20 protein-coding genes are annotated in these 20336 nt (G+C 43.0%); 11 read left to right on the forward strand and 9 right to left on the reverse strand.

Annotated features, from left to right (window positions below; translation table 11 throughout):
• Positions 1 to 21: 21 nt before the first annotated feature.
• From ACE1TF_RS16165 to acpS, 4 genes are all read right to left on the reverse strand, one after another.
• Positions 22 to 303 (reverse strand): CopG family ribbon-helix-helix protein, encoded by a 282-nt coding sequence (locus ACE1TF_RS16165; RefSeq protein ID WP_042401613.1) that lies wholly within the window; start codon positions 301 to 303, stop codon positions 22 to 24.
• A 245-nt stretch (positions 304 to 548) separates the two neighbouring features.
• Positions 549 to 1664, reverse strand: coding sequence for an alanine racemase (gene alr / locus ACE1TF_RS16170; RefSeq protein WP_042401518.1), 1116 nt, complete (start codon positions 1662 to 1664; stop codon positions 549 to 551).
• 1175 nt (positions 1665 to 2839) lie between these two features.
• Positions 2840 to 3865, reverse strand: a complete 1026-nt coding sequence (locus tag ACE1TF_RS16175) for a LolA family protein (protein WP_042401513.1) — start codon at positions 3863 to 3865, stop codon at positions 2840 to 2842.
• Between the two features lie 451 nt (positions 3866 to 4316).
• Positions 4317 to 4691: a holo-ACP synthase gene (acpS, locus tag ACE1TF_RS16180; protein ID WP_375018305.1), complete on the reverse strand. Its 375-nt coding sequence runs from the start codon at positions 4689 to 4691 to the stop codon at positions 4317 to 4319.
• A gap of 92 nt (positions 4692 to 4783) precedes the next feature.
• Here acpS and ACE1TF_RS16185 point away from each other — a divergent pair, with 92 nt between their 5' ends.
• A complete protein-coding gene (locus ACE1TF_RS16185) occupies positions 4784 to 5575 on the forward strand; it encodes a rhomboid family intramembrane serine protease (protein WP_375018307.1) in 792 nt (263 codons plus the stop codon).
• Positions 5576 to 5605: 30 nt separating this feature from the next.
• On the forward strand, positions 5606 to 6490 hold the full coding sequence (locus ACE1TF_RS16190) for a diacylglycerol/lipid kinase family protein (RefSeq protein ID WP_375018309.1): 885 nt from the start codon (positions 5606 to 5608) through the stop codon (positions 6488 to 6490).
• A 59-nt stretch (positions 6491 to 6549) separates the two neighbouring features.
• Here the strand turns inward: ACE1TF_RS16190 and ACE1TF_RS16195 are convergent, their stop codons facing one another.
• Complete coding sequence (locus ACE1TF_RS16195) at positions 6550 to 7776, reverse strand: hypothetical protein (protein WP_375018311.1); 1227 nt, start codon at positions 7774 to 7776, stop codon at positions 6550 to 6552.
• The gene (locus ACE1TF_RS16200) at positions 7766 to 8290 is read right to left on the reverse strand and encodes an RNA polymerase sigma factor SigX (protein ID WP_375018313.1); all 525 of its coding nucleotides are present in this window, start codon (positions 8288 to 8290) and stop codon (positions 7766 to 7768) included. The genes ACE1TF_RS16195 and ACE1TF_RS16200 overlap by 11 nt, the downstream gene beginning before the upstream one ends.
• Before the next feature lie 499 nt (positions 8291 to 8789).
• Between ACE1TF_RS16200 and ACE1TF_RS16205 the strand changes: the two genes are divergently transcribed.
• On the forward strand, positions 8790 to 9479 hold the full coding sequence (locus ACE1TF_RS16205) for a GerMN domain-containing protein (protein ID WP_375018315.1): 690 nt from the start codon (positions 8790 to 8792) through the stop codon (positions 9477 to 9479).
• Between the two features lie 243 nt (positions 9480 to 9722).
• Here ACE1TF_RS16205 and ACE1TF_RS16210 read toward each other — a convergent pair whose 3' ends face one another.
• Positions 9723 to 10346 (reverse strand): LysE family translocator, encoded by a 624-nt coding sequence (locus tag ACE1TF_RS16210; RefSeq protein WP_375018317.1) that lies wholly within the window; start codon positions 10344 to 10346, stop codon positions 9723 to 9725.
• Between the two features lie 237 nt (positions 10347 to 10583).
• Between ACE1TF_RS16210 and ACE1TF_RS16215 the strand changes: the two genes are divergently transcribed.
• From ACE1TF_RS16215 to ACE1TF_RS16225, 3 genes are all read left to right on the forward strand, one after another.
• A complete protein-coding gene (locus ACE1TF_RS16215) occupies positions 10584 to 11165 on the forward strand; it encodes a cell wall hydrolase (protein WP_375018319.1) in 582 nt (193 codons plus the stop codon).
• 144 nt (positions 11166 to 11309) lie between these two features.
• The gene (gene trhA / locus ACE1TF_RS16220; RefSeq protein WP_375018321.1) at positions 11310 to 11957 is read left to right on the forward strand and encodes a PAQR family membrane homeostasis protein TrhA; all 648 of its coding nucleotides are present in this window, start codon (positions 11310 to 11312) and stop codon (positions 11955 to 11957) included.
• Positions 11958 to 12128: 171 nt separating this feature from the next.
• Positions 12129 to 12491, forward strand: coding sequence for a hypothetical protein (locus ACE1TF_RS16225; RefSeq protein WP_042401483.1), 363 nt, complete (start codon positions 12129 to 12131; stop codon positions 12489 to 12491).
• Positions 12492 to 12769: 278 nt separating this feature from the next.
• Here the strand turns inward: ACE1TF_RS16225 and ACE1TF_RS16230 are convergent, their stop codons facing one another.
• Together ACE1TF_RS16230 and ACE1TF_RS16235 are read right to left on the reverse strand one after the other, a co-directional pair.
• A complete protein-coding gene (locus ACE1TF_RS16230; protein WP_375018323.1) occupies positions 12770 to 13768 on the reverse strand; it encodes a CAP domain-containing protein in 999 nt (332 codons plus the stop codon).
• A gap of 890 nt (positions 13769 to 14658) precedes the next feature.
• Positions 14659 to 14832: a hypothetical protein gene (locus tag ACE1TF_RS16235; RefSeq protein WP_193744655.1), complete on the reverse strand. Its 174-nt coding sequence runs from the start codon at positions 14830 to 14832 to the stop codon at positions 14659 to 14661.
• A gap of 258 nt (positions 14833 to 15090) precedes the next feature.
• On the opposite strand from ACE1TF_RS16235, the gene ACE1TF_RS16240 reads away from it, so the two are divergent.
• The 5 genes from ACE1TF_RS16240 to ytvA all read left to right on the forward strand — a co-directional run bounded on the left by ACE1TF_RS16240 (position 15091) and on the right by ytvA (position 20301).
• A complete protein-coding gene (locus tag ACE1TF_RS16240) occupies positions 15091 to 15921 on the forward strand; it encodes an STAS domain-containing protein (protein ID WP_375018326.1) in 831 nt (276 codons plus the stop codon).
• A gap of 59 nt (positions 15922 to 15980) precedes the next feature.
• Complete coding sequence (locus ACE1TF_RS16245) at positions 15981 to 16847, forward strand: Cof-type HAD-IIB family hydrolase (RefSeq protein WP_042398368.1); 867 nt, start codon at positions 15981 to 15983, stop codon at positions 16845 to 16847.
• Positions 16848 to 16899: 52 nt separating this feature from the next.
• On the forward strand, positions 16900 to 17817 hold the full coding sequence (locus ACE1TF_RS16250) for a helix-turn-helix domain-containing protein (protein WP_375018328.1): 918 nt from the start codon (positions 16900 to 16902) through the stop codon (positions 17815 to 17817).
• Between the two features lie 94 nt (positions 17818 to 17911).
• Positions 17912 to 19069 carry an ABC transporter ATP-binding protein gene (locus ACE1TF_RS16255; RefSeq protein ID WP_042398363.1) on the forward strand — a complete coding sequence of 386 codons (1158 nt, stop codon included), beginning with the start codon at positions 17912 to 17914 and terminating at the stop codon, positions 19067 to 19069.
• 146 nt (positions 19070 to 19215) lie between these two features.
• Positions 19216 to 20301 (forward strand): YtvA family blue-light photoreceptor, encoded by a 1086-nt coding sequence (gene ytvA / locus ACE1TF_RS16260; protein WP_081829065.1) that lies wholly within the window; start codon positions 19216 to 19218, stop codon positions 20299 to 20301.
• Positions 20302 to 20336: the final 35 nt, after the last annotated feature.

Below are 20336 nucleotides of genomic sequence, written 5' to 3' on the forward strand. Positions count from 1 at the left end.
ATAATAGCAAGAAAAGGGGTATTAAACGCCGCTTACTAATCTTCTGCCAATCTGAAGTTCACATTCCTCTTCAATAACGAAAGACTCCGCTGCAAGGTTCAAATTAATGTTTGCCATTTCCACATAACCCTGTCGCATATGCTCAATGACATCCTGCTGTTTACGCTCAAATAAATATTTAGTTGCAGCTTGATGGATAAAGTCACTACGGTTCACACCATCATGTTTGATCATTTTGTCCACCTCTTGCAATAAATATTGAGGAAGGCGAATCGTTATCTGTCTGCAATCTTCATTAGACAAGGTAAGACACCTCCAACCCTTTACGTCCAATTCGTTCTCCTTTACATATAATAGCATTCAGAACATGAATTTGCAAAATCTGTTCTACAAAACCAAGATCGTTGTCCTATGCCATTTGCACTACCACACGAACAGAATTCGCCACCGATAGTTAAAATCCTGCAATATTTTTTAAGGAAATTACGAATATGATCAGCAGCTAACATCACTTCGTGATTTCTACCGTTTCCTTTCTTGTCGCAAGCCTACGTGTAAATTCGAGGAATTCTACTGTTTAACAGGCAAGGAATTTCATACGTGATTGTGTCCAAACGTCCTGCCACTTCTTCAATGGAAATCGCTTCGTCACCATCTCCACCAATCAATGTCACTTTAGATCCTACAGCCATTGGTCTAGGAAGCTTCACCATAAACTGATCCATGCATATTCTTCCAACAATTGGCATACGCTCCCCGTCAACGAGCACCGTCCCCTTCTTTGCATTGGCACGAATCCAACCATCCCCATAGCCAACCGGGACGGTACCGATCCACGTATCTTCCTCGGCAATAAATGTCGCGCCATAACTAATACCGCTTCCTTTAGTTACTCTTTTCACGTGGGTCAACGTACTGTAGAGCGACATTGACGGTGACAACGTAAAAGGAAGCTTTCCGCACAGCTCTTCCGAAGGAAGCAGTCCATACATCGATATGCCGAAACGAACCATGTTATAACAAGCATTTGGAAACCTCATCGCTGCAGCACTATTTGCGCAATGTATATAAGGTATGTAGCCCAATTTTTGTTTCGCCACTTTTACTGCTCTTTCAAACGCAACCATCTGTTCATTGAAGTATCGCTCTTCTAGCTCATCCGCCGTTGCGAGGTGCGTAAACAACCCTTGTATTTCTATCCGATCGGCTTGTCCTACTCGATTCAAAACATTCTCTAGTTCTTCAACCGTTCTAACGCCAAGCCTTCCCATGCCAGAGTCAAACTTCACGTGGATTTGCAGCGTATGATCCGTCGGGACATGTTTCTCTGCTTCAGCCAACCAATCTGTCTGAAATGCTGTGAGCGCAATGTTGTGCTCACTCGCATATGTCGCTGCCCTCGCTGACGTTCTCCCGAGCACCACAATTGGCGCACGAATACCTGCCTCGCGAAGAGAGACCGCTTCTTCCATTAATGCAGTACCTAGATGAGACGCTCCAGCGTCAAGCGCTGCTTCAGCCGTCTTCACTGCACCGTGACCGTAACCGTCCGCCTTCACGACAGCCATAATGTGTGTATCGGAAGCTTGTATGTTTTTAAGTGCTTGGATATTTTTTTGGATTGCTTGTAGATCGATTTCTGCCCACGTCTCTCGGTACATCATTTGCGCATTCTCCTCAACAACATTCGTTTTATCTATTATGTGAGCGAAAAAAAGGTTAAGTCAATGGGATGTTCGGTCGCTTTGCAAATGACGAACAAGCGGGGCGCTAGGAAAACGTTCATCTAAATATGTTGAATTTTTGATTTGCCGGACTGCACAGTTCATGCTTGTTTCCAATACAAGCAGGTGTACTCACTCCAGAGTATAATGGCATCCGCTCGGTTTCTGCCCATAGTTGCATGCAAATTATATAATACCTGTCACAAATATGGGTTTTTGAGGCAATTTGCATCGGGACATCATGAATATTAAACGTGGATTGTCACAATTCGGAATATATGTGGCTGTTTATGCAATAAAGTGATCCGTTTGAGTGGTGGATCGTCACATAACAAGGGAGAAAAGATTACGCCTCTCGTCCATTAAGACGAAGTCACTGAAAAATGCCCATAAGCAAGCAACCTGTCTGCCCCAGCGGGGCTGAAGCCAAATCGGACTCGGTTCGGCGCGGCTCGCGCCGACGTCTTGTGGGTACGTCGGGGTGGGTTTGTGCACGTGACCCGGTATTCTATTACCGAGTTTGCTCATTCTGTTCCATCGTTTATGAGAATATACCGCTTTTCCTGGGATTTCCCCCAACTTGAGCACAGTTTCCACTTTACCGAGCTTACCACTAGTTCTTGAAGAAATTATTTCGTTCATCTTATATAGAAATGCGCTCTCCCCTCTTAGACGGTTCTAGGATGCGATTATTTACGTTCGTGACACTCTATGTCGCTGGAATTCAACACAGGTTTGACTTGAAAGGTTGCGTTAACGAGTAACGTAGTTAGTAAGACGTTACTTTTTCAGTGCCCTCCATTAAGACAACCAAGGGGCTTACTGTTTATTTCATTTCACTCGTCCGCAAACCGCGGCCGATTTTCCTATTACGGGCGCAGAAAAGAGAAAAGATTTGCTACCTCGACCCAAACGTTGCACATTTTTTATCGTCTCGATTCACCAAACCCTTTGGCGGAACAAAAAGCCTATGATGCCCCCCACTCGTGCCCCGTAACCGCTTTTGTTCTAAATCCTATCGAACAGAGCTGCCCACGGCTTTTCCAATGATTCGCGTTACGCACACCTACTAAAAACGGTCGCGAGACCCTCGCGACCGTTTTACAAAGCCTATACTATTTTTCAGAAGTTCTTGTCATCGAGCGAGCAACAGCAGCCATCTCGTCCATATGAAGGGAGTCAGATGCGATAATGAACTCCACACCATCGACAGTCCACGTTAACGACTGACCACTTTCTACGCCAACGACATCGCCAAGATCAATAGGGTTGCCTTCCCCAAGCTCAGTCATCGTCATGCCTGATGCAGCAGGAACACTCATCGGCTGTTGAATAATTGTAAATGCCTGATCCCCATCGTAGTTCATGATAATCCGCGTCCCGTCTTCTGTATCCACTTCTTTACTTTCAACGAGTTGCGTGTTGGATGGTTCATACGAAGGCATAAACACCTCATCTTCGACCTCTTCTTGCATCTCTTCAACTGCTGCAGGTGCATCTTCTGACTCTGGCATGTTACGGTCCATATTGAATTCTTCCTCATCCAGCGCCGGACTTAATTCAAAGTCTAAGAAAGCCACTTCGACGAGGGGTTCATAGTTTTGGTCAAACACTCGTACCGCATGTGGTGTAAGGTCATCGTTTAATACAATTTCTTGTTGCTGCAAGTTTTGATTTTGGTAATTGGTTCTCGTTTGGAACACATACTTGTCTTCTTCAATTGCAAATGACCGTTCAGAATCTGACAAAATATCTGCAATTAACGATTCGTACAAATACATCTGGCTATTGTTGCTTGGCCAATCACTTTGGAAGCGGAAGCTTTTGTTTAGCGAAGGCGTTAGCAAAAATACACCGTCGTCGTTTCTCAGAATCATCTGATTTGGTTCTTCATTTTCATTTTGCAACTCGACTTTGTAGTAACGATTCTCTTCATTTTGAAGATGTGCAATGCTCACGTGGTACTCCCGGGGCTCTTGACCGGTCTGCATCGTCATAGACGCTTCTGTCTGATACCCGTCCATCGTCTGCAATGTTTCATTGAGGTCTTCGACAACCTCATCTTCTGATTTCTCTCCACATGCAACAAGCATCCCTATGGACAGGAAGAGTGCAGCACCGATTCCGATTTTCTTATTCATTACTTCCATCTCCTTTGTCTTAGATGTAACGACAAAGAAGGAACCTACTTACTTGATTACGAAATGTGCGCGGGCAGGAACATTCATCTTAGAAGTTTAGGTTCAACTTAAGCAATCACACAGCACGAGTGGCACATTCTGTATAGAGACGATAATTGAAACAACGATCGGATCACCTAAGTGAGCACTGGAGCACTATCGTGTGAAACATCGACTTCTGAAACATGTACGTTCTTGACTTATGAACTATTCATCCGTTGTTTCATCACGACAGCACCTCGCATTCTAAGATTTTTTTCCACCTGTTCATTGTGTTCACACCGACGCGCGTTGAACACTCTTGACTCTCCCTCGCACTATCATTTGATCACTGCACACATTTCAGGTCCCTCTTAACCGCATTACATCATATGAGACAACCATCCGTGTTATGCAGGCTCGTCTTTGAAATTTACGACGGAGATGAAAGGTTTTCGATGATCACTTGCGCAACGGCGAATTGTTTTGAGTGACTAATCGTTAAGTGAAGGCGGGTGTTCGCTATATCGTCATTGACCGTTAGATAAGGTTGTCCAGATTGATGCTTTTTAATATGGATATCTTGAAAACTTACGGACTCTCCAATTCCTGTGCCCCGCGCTTTTGCATAGGCTTCTTTAGCGGCAAAACGTCCGGCTAAAAATTCAACCGCTCGCTGTGAAGACAACTTAAGATACTGTTCTTGTTCTTTTGCAACGAGAATTCGTTTATAAAACTTCGGTTGTCTTTTTGATACTGCACGTATTCGCTCGATCTCAACGATGTCGATGCCATTTCCGATAATCAAAGAATCACTTCTTTCCGAGCACTTAAACATTCGATAGAACGTTAGAGAATATGCTAAACTATACTACGATCTAATCACAATGAGGTGGCTAAATGTTTGTTCGCAACGAAAACTTTTATACATTCCGTCGTAACTATCCAATCGTTACCATACTAATTGCCATTCACATCATCTTATATGCTTTTACGTTCCTTGGGAACTTAGGAATCTTTCCACCGGGTCAATGGCTGTACGTTCTCGGCGTAGGGTGGAATGTGGCTATCGCCGCTGGTGAATGGTGGCGTTTAATCACACCTGTGTTCTTACATGTGGATTTATTCCATATGCTATTTAACTCATTTGCCCTCTTTCTATTTGGTCCGCCTATAGAAAAAATGGTCGGCAAATATCGATTTGTGCTATTCTATCTCCTAACCGCAGTAATTGCCAATATCGTCACATTTTATTTGCAACCACTCGGGTATAGACATGTAGGTGCATCCGGTGCCATCTACGGTTTACTCGGTATGTACGTGTACATGATGATCTTTAGGAAAGAACTCATTGATGCTGCAAGCCGGCAAATTGTCACCGTCATGGTTGTCATCGGCATTATTATGACATTCCTCAATCCACGAATTAACATTCTCGCACACATTATCGGTTTGGTTGCTGGAATGGCGATTGCTGCACCTTTCTTGAGGAAAGCAAAGAACTTTTTTTCAATTCCAAGGTACGCGCCAACTCGGTACAGAGAAGAAAACGATGGTATCGGTTTTGATCCGAATCGCTGGAACAAAAAGCGACGCATGCCATTTAAGAGCAAAACCATCTACAATATACTCGGAATCGGCTTTGTCATTTTGATCGTCATCGGACTTCTGTCCTCAATCTTCTCGTTTTAACGGGCATGTATAGTTATAGGAGTGAATGTGATGAAGAAGGCACGACTAATATACAATCAAAAAGCTGGCGAGTCGAAGGACAATCGTGAGCCCTCCATAGAAGAAATTCGCGAAGCCATCGAAAAACATGGGTTCAGTGTTGAATTAGCTCCTACAGAACAACCCGGTGACGGCAAGCGTCTGAGCCGGGAGGCAACTGACATGGATACAGTCTTCATTCTCGGCGGAGACGGCACCGTTCATGAATGCATTAACGGGCTCGCTGAACAAAAGCAAGAACAGCCCCCGTCTGCCGCGATCTTACCTGGGGGAACGTGCAACGATTTTGCTAGAACGCTCGGCATCCCCCTCGACCTCATTGAAGCTGTGGATGCACTCTGTTCAGGATCTACACGAAACGTTGATGTCCCTAAAATCAACGACAATCATTTCTTAAACTTCCTCGCCGTCGGTCTAATTGCCGATACGTCGGAGAACATCGACGCCGACCTCAAGCGAGCAACAGGGCGACTCAGTTATTTCTGGAGTGCCTTGCAAACGACGCTGCAACCGGTGCAATATTCATACGAAATTGCCACCGAATCAGAAAAGCTCGAAGGCGAAGCCGTGCTCATTCTTGTTGCCAACGGAAATTACATTGGCTCTGTCACGTTGCCAAGAGAACACGATATTAATGATGGGTATCTTCATATGTATATCGTAAAAGAAGCCGGTCTCTCGCTCATTAATGCTTGGCGTGAAGCCCGATTAGATGAAGAATTTCAAGAAGGAGAGAACCTCATTTATCGTAAGGTTCAGCAACTCACCTTAAACGTGAATCCGAAAGGAAATATCGACGTTGACGGGGAGGATGGCGGCAAACCACCCGTCGAAATTGTAACGGGAAAAAAACTTCGGTTTCACTTCCCTATATGAAACGAAACCTTCGACCGATCCCGTAAAGGTCGAAGGTTTTTTTGATTGCTTATTCGAATCTAATGCGTAACTTCGACTTCTCCTAAATAGTTCGGAGCTGCCGGGGGTTGGAGTGTTCTACTTAGCTGGTATGGCCCAACTTGAGAAAAGTCACTTCGCTCTGCGCCATCAAACTCAATTTCTTGGTAGCCAAAATCAGCGGCGGCGAGAAGAACGCCTTCAATAAACATGAGTAATTCCTCTTCACGCGTAACATCTTCAAACCCATCATACGTCAAAATCACTCGCGTTTCGCCCGCTTCACTGACAGACTCCAAATCAACTTCATCAGGAATGATTGAAAAGTAACGATCTTCATCGGCATCATTCTCCATGAATTTCAAGGTCTCTTCTAGTGAATCGCTTACACCGCCATTAAGGTCCAAGCTATTGCCGCTCACAAGATAAGCATATTGATCTTCTACTGGTAATAAAAAGTAACCGTTTGCTTCCGTGGATTGGTTGCTGATTTCACTTAACACTTCTTCCACTTGGTTCGGCCATTCAGCTGTCGCAAATGTCTCAAACCTCGAGATCTCTGCTAAACCTTCAAAAAACTTCTCGTCTGTTAATCCTTCTTCAATGAACTCTCTCATAGGTGATTCTTTCAAACCATAATTCTCTGGGTGAAATGCGGCTAGCACTTGCTCCAACTGCCCCGTATCAATTTCTGGGCTTTGCAATGTCACATTCACCACCGTTTGATCATCTGGAGCCATAAATGGGAGTGTAAACAAACGCTCACCAGCATCGATCGTTGCAGAGTAGTATTCAAAGCTCGCAATGCGCTCACTACGTTCTTCATCAAGCGTTAGTTCTTCTTCTTCCACAACGGGCTGGTCTTCATCATCCGTCTCTGTATGTTGATCTTCATCTTGTACATAAAGGGATTGGTCCTCCTCGTTGTTTTCCGTTCCTTCCCAGTCGTCCGCTTGATCTTGATCAGCATCTTCCTCATAATCTGACTCATCAAGTGCAGATTCACGGGGTGCATCTGAGCTAAACTCTTGGTTTCCGCCAGGTGGAGAAATTTGTGATACAACAACAACGGATAAAATGAGAACCGCCGCCGAGGATAGACCAATAATTACCGGCTTCTTAAACCGCTCTGGTTGAGGCTTCTTACCACTACGCTTCATTCCGGCTTTTACGTTCATGTAGATCTCATCTTTTGAACGGTGGTCTTCTACGCCATTTAGTTCATGAAGCTTCTTGATGATCTTCTCATCGGTGTTGTTATTGCTCATGATTCTCCTCCTCTCCTAACGTTTTCTTTAGCTTTTGGATCGCGCGGTGCTGTGTCGTCTTCACCTTGCTCTCAGACCAGCCCAACGTCTCCGCTGTTTCTTTGACTGAGAACGATTCAATAAATCGGAGTATGAGCACTTGCTGTTGATCAATGGAGCATTTCTTCAATGCTTTATAAATCGTCTCCAGCTCTTCTTTTACAAGCATGTGATGCTCCGGAAGCGGCTGTTCATCTTGAATATCAATTTTTTCATCAGAGACAACCATACCGAACCATTTCCTTTTTTGTCGATTTTCCTTACGGATATAATCAATTGTCACATGTTTTGCAATAGAGAAGAGCCAGGTTTTTTCATTGCTTCGACCATCGAAACGATCATATGAATGCAAAACTTTTATATAGACATCTTGTACAAGTTCTTCAGCAATATGGCGATCACGCACCATATAGTATATGAACTGAAACAACGATTGGTGGTATTGTTCATAAAGGCGGTCGAACGTATCATACACAAGTACCGTTCCCCTTTGTAGTCGTTATTAAATTCAGTGCGTTACACGATTTTTTAGATTTATTCCTAATTTGTATGAAGTAAAGCACGTTATCCGGTTATCACGGCATAACGTGCTCCTGTTGGCAATTCTATCAAGAGGCAAAAAAGATAAATGCCCAATAAGCGACGGCATATAACAAAATGAAAATGAGAATGCCGGCTAACCATTTTAGATTTGAACTACGTTGATTCATTTCTGTCACCTTCTTTTACGTCCAGTCGAAAACATTATATCACGTTTCTTTTTTCACACGTGGCTAAAAAAATGAAAAACCTATGTATTTTATGAAGGTCATGAGAACTTTGGATGTAAAGAATACATTGATCAGGTGTCGGCCTATGTTAATTATTAAATTTTGAATCTTTCTTTCACTTGACCTCTTTTACATATAAAGGTAGTCTTTGACAAGGAATAACATTAAAAATCTACAAGCTTTTACAATGAGGGAGGATACCTAATGAAACGTCCTGTCAAATTTTGCGCAGCCACACTGCTAGGTGTAAGTATGCTTGCCGCTTGTTCTGAAGATGACCCAGCTCCAACTGAAAATGGAGACGTGGATACAACGAGCGATGAGGAAGTCGAAGACATAGACGAAGAAGAAGACGATATTGATGAAGAAGATGATGAAGACTTAGACGAAGACGGCAATGACGAAACCGATGAAACTGAAGACGCAGATGCAGATGAAGATACGGCAGCTGCTGATGAGCCTGAAATGATGGAGGAGTCTATTGACATCGTCTTTTATGATGATCAAGTCCTCGACATGTATCGTGAAACACATACCATCTCGGGTGCTGGACAAGAAGGCCTTGCCCAAAGTGCCATCGAGCAATGGATTGAAGGACCTAACTCAGACGAGCTCATTTCCATTATTGAAGAAGATAACGTCTCTGTACAGTACGTCGAAGACCATGACGGTGTTGCCCACGTGTCCTTCTCACCAGAATTTGCTGACATTAACGTCGGCTCGGGATTTGAGATTGGCATCATGGACCAAATTGCCTATCTCGTACAACAAGCAGGTTTTGACTCTGTACTCGTCCTCATTGACGGGGAAAGCGCCGACACATTGTTCGGTCACGTCGACAGCTCAACACCTCATGAACCTGAAACGAGCTTAGAAGATTATGAAGAAATGTAATTAAATTAAAACCCTTTAGGGCTACCTAAAGGGTTTTAATTATCTCTATTCACAACTAGACCAACGACGTAAATTAATTCAATTCAGCCACTTCGTCATTTTGCTCTGATCCCTCTACCCACTCAAACTCCTTTATTAGTTGACTTCCGTTGATTAAAAGCATAGTGGTAATAATGCTGTGTTAAAGTCAAATATCATTTAGAAACCAACTTATATATCATACAGACGACACCTTTATGACTTTCACTCAATAATATTGCGAACGCCTGACAGTAAGAAATACGCTGCAAATACAAGCAGTAAAACACCTGCAATGATGGAGATCGCTTTAAACCATTTTCCGTTGATTTTTCGCTTTACGATGGAGACAACGGTTAATAGCAATAGATCGTGGAGGAGAATCCCTCCAAGTATACTCACGCCAATCACGAGGAATTGGCCGAAGCCACTTTCTTGCAATGCTGCAGCCAAAACTGTTCCGAATACGCCGATCCAAAACATTAGATTCCCAGGTGTAAGCGCCAATACAACGCCTTTTAGAAATGATTGAAAGCGCCCATCTCTAGTTCCTGATGTTTGCTCTAACTTCATAGAATCTTCTCGAATACTCTGCACTCCAAGATGCAGTAGAAAAGCACCTCCTATAAACCACATGGCAGTCTGAACCGCGTCCAATTCAAAGACAGTAGACAGCCCAAAATAAATGAGTAGAATCATTCCGACATCGATGACCATTCCGCCAATCCCAATCATCCAAGCACTGAGGAACCCACTCCGCATATTCACGCGAATCATTTCAATCGTTACTGGCCCTACAGGTAAAGCAACTACAAACCCAAATACGATAAATGTAACGATGAGTAACAACGAATTCACTCCCATGCTAAAATTCGGAAAACCAACACTTTTTTCTCATATCTCCTATAAATTAGGCTATATATCATATATAACAACATTGTAATCTAATTGTAACTTCAGGCGTTAACCCTTGTCATATCAACCTTATAAATTCCGCAATAGTTCTTTGGATTCTTTTTCCTAATGCAACCGATCCTAATGATTGTTATTGTAACACTCGTACCAAATCCCACAGGAGGTTTTACGATGAAACGCTTGAAAATGACAATCATGTCTATCGCATTCTTTTTTATGTTTACTAATATTACGCAAGCTAACTCTGAGCATACTGTAACTGAAGGAGAATCACTTTGGAGCATCGGTATTGATTACGGAGTTTCTATTCAAGAAATTCAAGAATTAAACGGCAAGCCCGATTCGAATGTAAATATCGGAGAGCGTCTGCAAATGCCAGAATCAGTAACGAACGAAGAGTTGGATCTGTTAGCACGCCTCATTCACTCTGAAGCACAAGGAGAACCGTATGCAGGTAAAGTTGCTGTAGGTACTGTCGTTCTTAACCGTGTTGCTGATGATCGCTACCCGGATACCATCCGCGATGTCATCTATGAAGTCGTAAACGGATACTATGCATTTAGCCCAGTGTTAGATGGAACAATCTATGAACCGGCTGCTGAAGAGTCTAAGCTTGCTGCTCGTGAAGCATTAGCATTTGATGGCCAAGGCCAAGGCTCAATCTTCTTCTACAACCCTGAAACAGCTACGAACCATTGGAATGCGACTCGTGAAGAAACAAAACGTATCGGTCAACACGTATTTGCAAAATAATGTATGATATTAACGACTCAACTCTTAAAAATAGAGTTGAGTCGTTTTTCTTCTATATATACACGAGCAACTTGTGGCAGTATGCTTTTTGCCGTCAATGCCGTATAATAAGTAGTAGTTTAATGAGTACTGGGGGGATCACTCTTGGCATCCGAAACCCATGTGTTTTCGAGACGTGAAGAACTTGCTAATGCCATCACCCACGGCATTGGTTCATTACTGAGCGTTACCGCTCTTGTTATCCTGATTGTATATGCGTCGATCTATGGGACCGCGCTCCACATCGTAAGTGCTGCCATCTTCGGGGCGACAATGACGCTTCTTTATGTTAACTCTACACTGTTACACAGTTTTCCAACAGGAAAAGTTAAGAATTTGTTTGAGATCTTTGACCACTCTTCCATTTACCTTTTTATTGCTGGGACGTACACACCGTTTCTTTTTCTCGCGCTTGACGGTGCCCTAAGCTGGATTCTGTTCGGCATCGTTTGGGGAATTGCAGCGATTGGCATTACATTTAAAGCATTTTTTGTAAAACGGTTCGTTCTGTTATCAACCGTTTTCTATATTGGTATGGGTTGGATTATCGTCATCGCGTGGCAACCGTTATCTCTCGTATTGCCACCCGAAGGTATGATGTTGCTACTTGCAGGAGGTATTTTCTACACAGTAGGTACTGTATTCTACGTGTGGCGGAGTTTTCCATACCATCATGCCGTATGGCACGTATTCGTCATCGCAGGCTCAGCGGCACATTTCTTTGCTGTGTTTCGGTATGTATTGCCGCTTTAAGATCGTAGCTTCAACCCGTGCCAAAAACGAACCAGCTATTTGTCAGCACCACGGTGCCTGCGGGTAGCTGGTTTTTCAGGTTTATGAGGCTAAACGTAGAGATATTATTGGTATGTAGAAAAACTCTCACTTCTGAATCCATAACCTAAGTGCGAAAGCGAGGTAAACGTAGTGAAGCGTATTGTGTTATTTTTGGTGGTGTTATTGCTCATCGGTTGTGAAGATCCTAACCCGACTGCTGAAGATGTTTTGCGGCAATCTCAAAGCGCCGATATTTTTGAGTACGACTCCACAATTTTTAGCAATGTAACAGATTATGAACACATTGATTTGAATACGTACGAGAAAGGTTCCTTTATCGGAGAAATTGTACAAACGACAGATGATCCGAGTCGTTTTGAAGAGTTGTCGGCCACACAACTTCCAGAAGGGACCCCAATCTACGAGACAGAGAACACAGGTTCAGTGCAATATTTTGTCATCGCGGAAGTGGCAGGCAGAACGCTCATTTATCAAGCGCTAATTGAAGGGTAATACATATGCGTTGGAGCCGTTTACGCTAATGATGCACCTAGCTATCGTCAGTTTGTTTAAAATTTGAGATGCATTTTGGCCGTTCTTTGGGAGAATTTCTAGCTTCTACGGCAAGGTTTTTACCGACTCACCTACTATAGTGGCCCGCAAATCATACCATAGCCTGCTCTATGGTATGATTTGCGGGCTTACGGGTACACGGACAACGTTTAATCTACTCATAAAAAAGCGTAAGGATTGGTTAATAATCCTTACGCTTTTTTCATATTCTAATCGTTTTAGCGAGACATAAACATTTGCGTCCAGTATTGTCCATAGCTTCCGCCTTCAGCGTGTCCGACACCGATATGCGTATACTGTGGATCAAGAATGTTCGCGCGGTGTCCATCGGAATTCATCCAGCCGTCCACCACTTGTTCAGGACTCGTCTGCCCTGCTGCGATGTTTTCTCCTGCACTTCTATAATCAATGCCAAATTCATTCATCATATCAAAAGGTGAACCGTATCTAGGGCTATCATGTGAGAAATAATTATTATCTCTCATATCTTCTGATTTAACACGTGCAACATCGCTTAAGTCTGTGTACGCTTCAAGTGGCTCAAGACCTCTTGATGTACGCTCTTCGTTCGTCAAATCTACAACTTCTTGCTCAAACTGAGACATAGAGTCATTGCCTGTCTCTGTGTCCTCATCATTCGTTCCTTCTTCTTCATTACCTTCAGACGGCGCTTCTGGTTCTGGCTGCTCTTCTTCGTTTCCTTCAGACGGCGCTTCTGGTTCTGGTTGTTCTTCTTCGTTTCCTTCAGACGGCGCTTCTGGTTCTGGTTGCTCTTCTTCGTTTCCTTCAGATGGCGCTTCTGGTTCTGGTTGTTCTTCTTCGTTTCCTTCAGACGGCGCTTCTGGTTCTGGTTGCTCTTCTTCGTTTCCTTCAGATGGCGCTTCTGGTTCTGGTTGTTCTTCTTCGTTTCCTTCAGATGGCGCTTCTGGTTCTGGCTGCCCTTCTTCGTTGCCTTCAGATGGCGCTTCTGGTTCTTCTTCTACATCTTCACCAGGCATTGGGCAATGAATGTTCAAACGATCCTGAAGCTTCGCAAGCACTGTGTCCCACTCTTTCAAAGAATAAGAGTTTGACCACTCACCGAAATGGCTACCAGCGGCGTACACATATACTTTCCCTTTTACATCTCCTTTCCAATTTGGGGCTTCATCCGATTGAGCAAATGCTCCTGTCGGGATTAATAAAAACGCGGTTAAAGCGAATAAGTATTTTTTCATTTCCTGCACCTCCGCCACTCATTATGACGAGAGCAGACCCCGTTGAAAAGGGAAAAATGAGAGATTTATTTTCCAATTACAGGTACTCTATGTAAAAATACGCAAGAAAATTTCAACCATATTTCAAAGGTTTCAATCCCATATAAATTCCAATTAATTTACATTAAACAGTATAACAATCCAGTAACAGGGAATGGATATATATGGAAATTTAGGTTTTCACAAAGGCATCTAAACTCATTTAACTTCATGATTGAGTGTAAGAACAAATGGTTAGTGAGAACGAGCTTTGTGATCTAGAGGATAAGATCGAGGTTAATAAAAAATGAACATTCCGAATCACCTGGTGAGTTCGTTAATACATGAGTCAATCCTATAGCAAAAAAGCATAAAGGTCCCCGATTAACAGATCCGTTGTACATTGCTGTCGGATTGTGCCATGCAATTAAGCCCTTTTTGCCGGAACAAAATTCAGCGCGGCGCTCAGTCTGTTCCGCACAGGCCCTCTCTCCGGAACAAAAATTTGGCTAGACGCTCATTCTATTCCGCACAGACCTTCTCTCCGGAACAAAATTCGGCGGGGCGCTCAGTCTGTTCCACACAGACCTTCTCTCCGGAACAAAATTCGGCGCGGCGCTCAGTCTGTTCCGCATACGCCCACCTTCCTTAACAAAAATACGGCAGACACCCCTTGTGCCACGAACCCTATCCCTTTTCCCCGAGCAAGCAGTTCACGCTGAACTGCTTCCATTGCTTTTTAGAGTACTTTCTTTGGCGACTAGGATGGCACGCTATGAAGCTCACATACACGAGCGTTTCTGCTACACAAAAAAAACACCCCTTGATTGTATTCGTACAATCAAGGGGTGTTTTTATTTTAGATGGACGGATTAAGCATCTCCGTCGTCATCGTCCATATCGTCCATACCACCATCATCTAGCTCTCCACCCATGTCGTCGTCTTCGCCCATTGGGTCGTCACCACCATCTACGTCTCCACATGCAGCGAGCATACCTACGGCAAATACACCTGACAACATTCCATACATAAGTTTCTTATTCATTATATTCTCCTCCTTAAATTATTTCGTAAGTTTGTGTTGCTTACTTGATTAATACCCACGATAACAGAAAGATATTCAGTATTGAATGACTTTTGAGGTTTTTTCACAATGCTTGAAGTTTTCTTGTAATTGTTCATAGATTGCTTAACATCTTTTTAAAAAAGTGTGAAATTTTCTGATCTGGTGTTTATATTAAACTGAGAAAGGGAACGGTTCATAATGAGTTTTTATAGATTCAATACGCGGGAGGGATCTAGCTTGTCAGACCATCACTATTCCAAACAGCTCATTTCATTGCATACTCAAGCAGACAATTGGCGAGATCAATTAGTACATACACTTCGTGAAAAGTCACCTACAAAATCCCTAGGCGACGATTTACCTTCATTAGAGCCCTATCACAAGCAATGGTTTGACATGATGACCTCTGAGGAGAACTTAACGAACAATCATGCAACCATTCAAAAATGGGCAAAGCAAATCGTCGATTTTTTTATTAATCATCGAATCTCTTCTCAAACGTTGTTTGCTTTATTACGGGCTTATCGCGAGACATTTCAGCACCTTTTTGAGACGCATGTTTCTATAGAAGACTTAACTGTTCGAGATGCGTTTACGATTGTTCATCACCTATCCACAAGAACAGAGTTACTCGTCGAACAAGTGAGCGCCCATTATATCAGCTTTCAAGTTCATGCACTGGAACTGACGAGAAAAGAGATGCACGCCCTTTCTATTCCGCTCGTTCCTGTTTGGGAGAATATCGCTGTTCTTCCAATCATCGGGGATTTAGACGATGAACGTTCACAACACCTACACTCACAAACTCTCGAACGAGCAACCGAATTAAATCTTTCCTATATAGTCATTGATTTGTCAGGTATTAACTCCATTAACACATGGTTCGCGCAACACCTTTCCAATCTTATCAATGCGCTAAAACTGATCGGAATTACCGTTACTTTATCAGGTATGCGACCAGAATTATCACAAACGATTGTACGACTCGGGATTAAATTCAAAGATGCTACAACGTACCTCACTTTGGAACAAGCTTTATATTCCATACGCCCATTCGCTGAAAAATGATCGAAACTCTCGTATAATGAACATGTAAAAATAGATAAAAGATGGGTGGAGAAAACAACATGAAACTCGTTGCAATTGATATGGATGGAACGCTTCTTCATTCGGATCGTCACATTTCAACGTATACAACAGATGTGATCCATGCGCTACAAAAGGATCATTACTTTGTCGTTGCGACAGGTAGAAGTTTGACCGATGCGCGCGACATCGTTCATGAGGCAGGCATTCCGGCAGATGGCTATGTTTGTGCGAACGGTGCAATTGTCGCTGACAAACACGGCCACATCTTAAAAGAGGAACGGCTAGACCGTGAAACCGCCGCACAAGTCGGCACATGGTTGAATGACCAAAAGTTTTATTATCATTTGAGCACGTCAAACGGGCATTACGCTTCTAAAGATTCGTATCAGTATTTCTTGAATGAACTTGAAGACTATTCTAATTCACATGATGATACCGATAAGGTGAAAGAAGCGATTCGAACGCAAGCAGATCGTCAAATTAAGAAGATGGGATTGCAGACGCTCCAGCATCCGTCAGACATTCTCACCGAAGACTTTACGCCTTATAAGTTTCTCGTGCTATCGCTATTCCCTGAACGGTTAGAAAGCATTCGCAACAAATGGGAGTCAGACGAGGATCTACTATTCACTTCATCAGGTACAGATAACGTTGAAATTATGCCTGCAGGTGTGGAAAAAGGAAACGGGCTAGAGCTCATTTCCAAACATTTAGAAGTAAACATTGGGGATACATTTGCTATTGGGGATAACTACAATGACCTGTCGATGTTTAACACATCTGGATTTAGCATATCAATGGGAAATGCAGATGACTTCATTAAAAGTCAAACGAATGCCACGACAGACACTCATGACCAAGATGGTGTCGCAAAAGCTATCGAAAAACATGTCTTATCTGAATAACCATTCCGGGCACTCGCCGTGTTACACTCTAACAAAGGCGGGTGCTTTCTCTATGCGTTCTCAACTTATGAAGTTATACAACGATCAATTAGTCTTGGACCCAACACATACCGACGATCCGAATGAATTTCTTTGGTTTTATACAGATCGTAAAGAGCTCGTCGGATTCCCTAAAACGGTCTCTACAGAAGAGCGCGGTTTGCTCCATACGTTTCTCCAAAGAGTCACGCTTAGTGAGCTTTCACAATCGGAAGCGGAATTACGCTGGTATCAATTATTATTAGAAGATGCCAACAACCTTCCCGAACATATGAAAAATAGTGATTATGTTTTTATTTTTTACTACTTAAACACGTCTACTGATCATAGCGGTGCACTTACTGAGGCGCTTCGCCACTACGGTTCCGTCGTTTGGACAAATGATCAAGAAGGGGTATTAATTGTTGAACGTTCCACTCCTTCACATGCGGAACAAATTGCCCTCGTTCAGTCGACCTTCCAAGCATTAGCGGAAGATTTGAGTGTAGATGTTCACGATTATGTGACACGCGCGTACACCGACATTTCGAAAGCAAAAGCAATGTTTCATGCAGAACGGGAACGGTTTCACCTTTTTATTTCTTGGTTTCAACATCGTCGATCTTTTAATGCGACCGATGCCCCTTTAATTGACTTAGTAAAAACTCATTCTCATGAAGCGCTCACCCATTGGCAAAAATCACTCCTACAAAACACTGATCACGAGCTTCGAAGAACGATTTTTACGTATTTGCATTCACAAATGAATCTTACAAAAGCCGCGAGGCAACTTCACATTCATCGTAATACGTTGCAATACCGGTTAGACAAATTTCAAGAGCAAGCCGGGCCAGTATTTCAGCACTTCTCCCTCACAACTGCTGTATATCTTGCCCTATGGTTAACCGGAGAAGCGGTTCCTTTCGTGCATATTGACGAAGTCTCGGTTTAGATTTTGGTCAGTTTGTTCATAGCCTTTTCCATTGAAAACGTTTACGATTAGAATAATCAAATAATTTCAAACGTGGATGAGGGGAGATTTTTTTATGGCAGAAATTCAATTGGACCATATTTACAAACGATACGACGGGGATGTAACCGCAGTAACTGACTTTAATTTAAAGATTAAAGATGAAGAATTTATCGTATTTGTCGGACCATCTGGTTGCGGGAAATCTACAACGCTTCGTATGATTGCTGGATTAGAAGAGATTTCAGAAGGTTCGCTATACATCGATGATAATCTTGTAAACGACGTATCGCCGAAAGATCGCGATATCGCAATGGTATTCCAAAACTATGCACTCTATCCACATATGAACGTGTTTGACAACATGGCATTTGGTTTGAAACTTCGTAAATTCAAGAAACCTGACATTAAAGAACGTGTGGATAATGCGGCTAAGATTCTCGGATTAGAAGACTACCTTAACCGTAAACCAAAAGCGTTATCCGGTGGTCAGCGCCAACGTGTGGCACTTGGAAGAGCGATCGTTCGTAACCCGAAAGTATTTTTAATGGATGAGCCACTATCAAATTTAGATGCAAAGTTACGTGTACAAATGCGTTCAGAAATTATTAAACTACATCAACGATTAAAAACAACGACCATTTACGTCACCCACGACCAGACAGAGGCGATGACGATGGCCTCTCGGATCGTTGTCATGAAAGATGGCTTCATTCAACAAATCGGAGCCCCGAGGCAAGTGTATTTGTATCCTGAAAATGTCTTCGTTGGCGGCTTCATCGGCTCACCTTCAATGAACTTTTTGAATGGCAAGCTAAAAGACGGCTACTTCTGGTTTGATGACAACATTTCATTGAAGTTGCCTCAAGATAAACTTGATTACTTAAAACCGTACGACAACAAAAACATCATTCTCGGCATCCGTCCAGAAGACCTTCATGATGAAGAAGCGTTCTTAAACCAAATGAGCGACTCTAAAGCTGCCGTCACCATTGACCTTGCTGAATTAACCGGCTCCGAAGCCGTGCTTTACACGAAAGTCGGCGAGCAAGAAATTGTCGGAATTGTAAACCCGCGTAGCAACATTCAACAAGGCGATCAATTAGAACTCGGTTTTGATATGAATAAAGCTCACTTCTTCGACCCAGACGATGAACAACGGATCAAGCCGCCACATGAGCAACAAATCGTCCCTGAAGAAGCTGAAGAAGAATCTGCCGCAAGCAGTGAATGATAATCCCCACCTGTGCCATCATGGCACAGGTGGTCTTTTTTGCGTGCGTATAATACGTAATTGTTGTTTGGATTCGATTGTGAGTGGAAAGTTTATCACCAACAATGGTAAACTGATAGTAATTTATAAGTAAAGGGTGAAACTGCTTGTTTAAGAGCTTTATCGATAAATATAAAGATCCAGTCATTGTCGTAGATAACACTTTCACAATTCGTTATAGCAACCAATCTTTTCGTGACCAACTACACTATACAGTTGATGAGCTCCAAAACAAAGCTTTAGCACAAGTAACCAAATCTGACGTGTCACTGCTTCTTGAAGAACCGGGGGCTGCTTTAATTTTGGTGAATAAGCATGGGGAAGCCCTGTCTTTTACAGCGGAAATTACTGAAGGTGAGGATGAGCACGATTCACTTCTCTTTATTATCTGCAGAAGAATTCTACAAGAGGATGACATGACGATTGTTGCGAATCTGCAATTTACGGATCTTATGACATCCGTTCTTGACCATACCGAAGTTGGCATTGTCATTACCGATCCTAGTGTAGACGATAATCCGATCATCTACGCGAACCGCGGCTTTGAAACATTGACCGGTTACGCTGCCGAGGATATTATCGGTCAAAACTGTCGGTTTTTACAAGGGGAGCATACTGACGAGGCGGATGTGCAAAAGCTTCGCCGTTCCTTGGCAGCCAATCAACCTGTTTATGTAGAGATGATGAACTATACAAAATCTGGCCAAGCATTTTGGAATGAGTTGTTAATTAATCCTGTATATGTCGATTCAGCTGGCAAAGAATATTTTGTTGGTGTCCAAAAGGACATTACACGCAGAAAAGAAGCGGAGCAAAGATTAGAAGAATCGTTGGAAGAAATACGTGATCTATCCACACCTGTCGTTCCGTTAAGCGAAGGCCTTGCCGTCCTCCCGCTCGTTGGTGTCATTCACGAAGAGCGTTGGCAGATGATGACCGCTCAAGTGTTAGAGCAGGTAAACACAGAAGGAGAAGAACAACTGATCATTGATGTGTCTGGACTGCATACATTTGAGGAAGATTTCGGTACGAAACTAGCGTCTTTACAAAGCATGCTTACATTAATGGGTACAGAACTTATCATTACAGGAATTCGCCCGAACATGGCTCAGCAAAGTGTTTTGCGGGGCGTCAATACATCAACATTCCGAACGTTTTCCACCGTTCGCACCGCTTTAAAAGAGCTATTATAAAAAACTGCAAGGATGAGTGTTCTCATCCTTGCGTT

Source organism: Geomicrobium sp. JSM 1781026, from assembly GCF_041949955.1.
Lineage (GTDB): Bacteria > Bacillota > Bacilli > Bacillales > Marinococcaceae > Geomicrobium_A.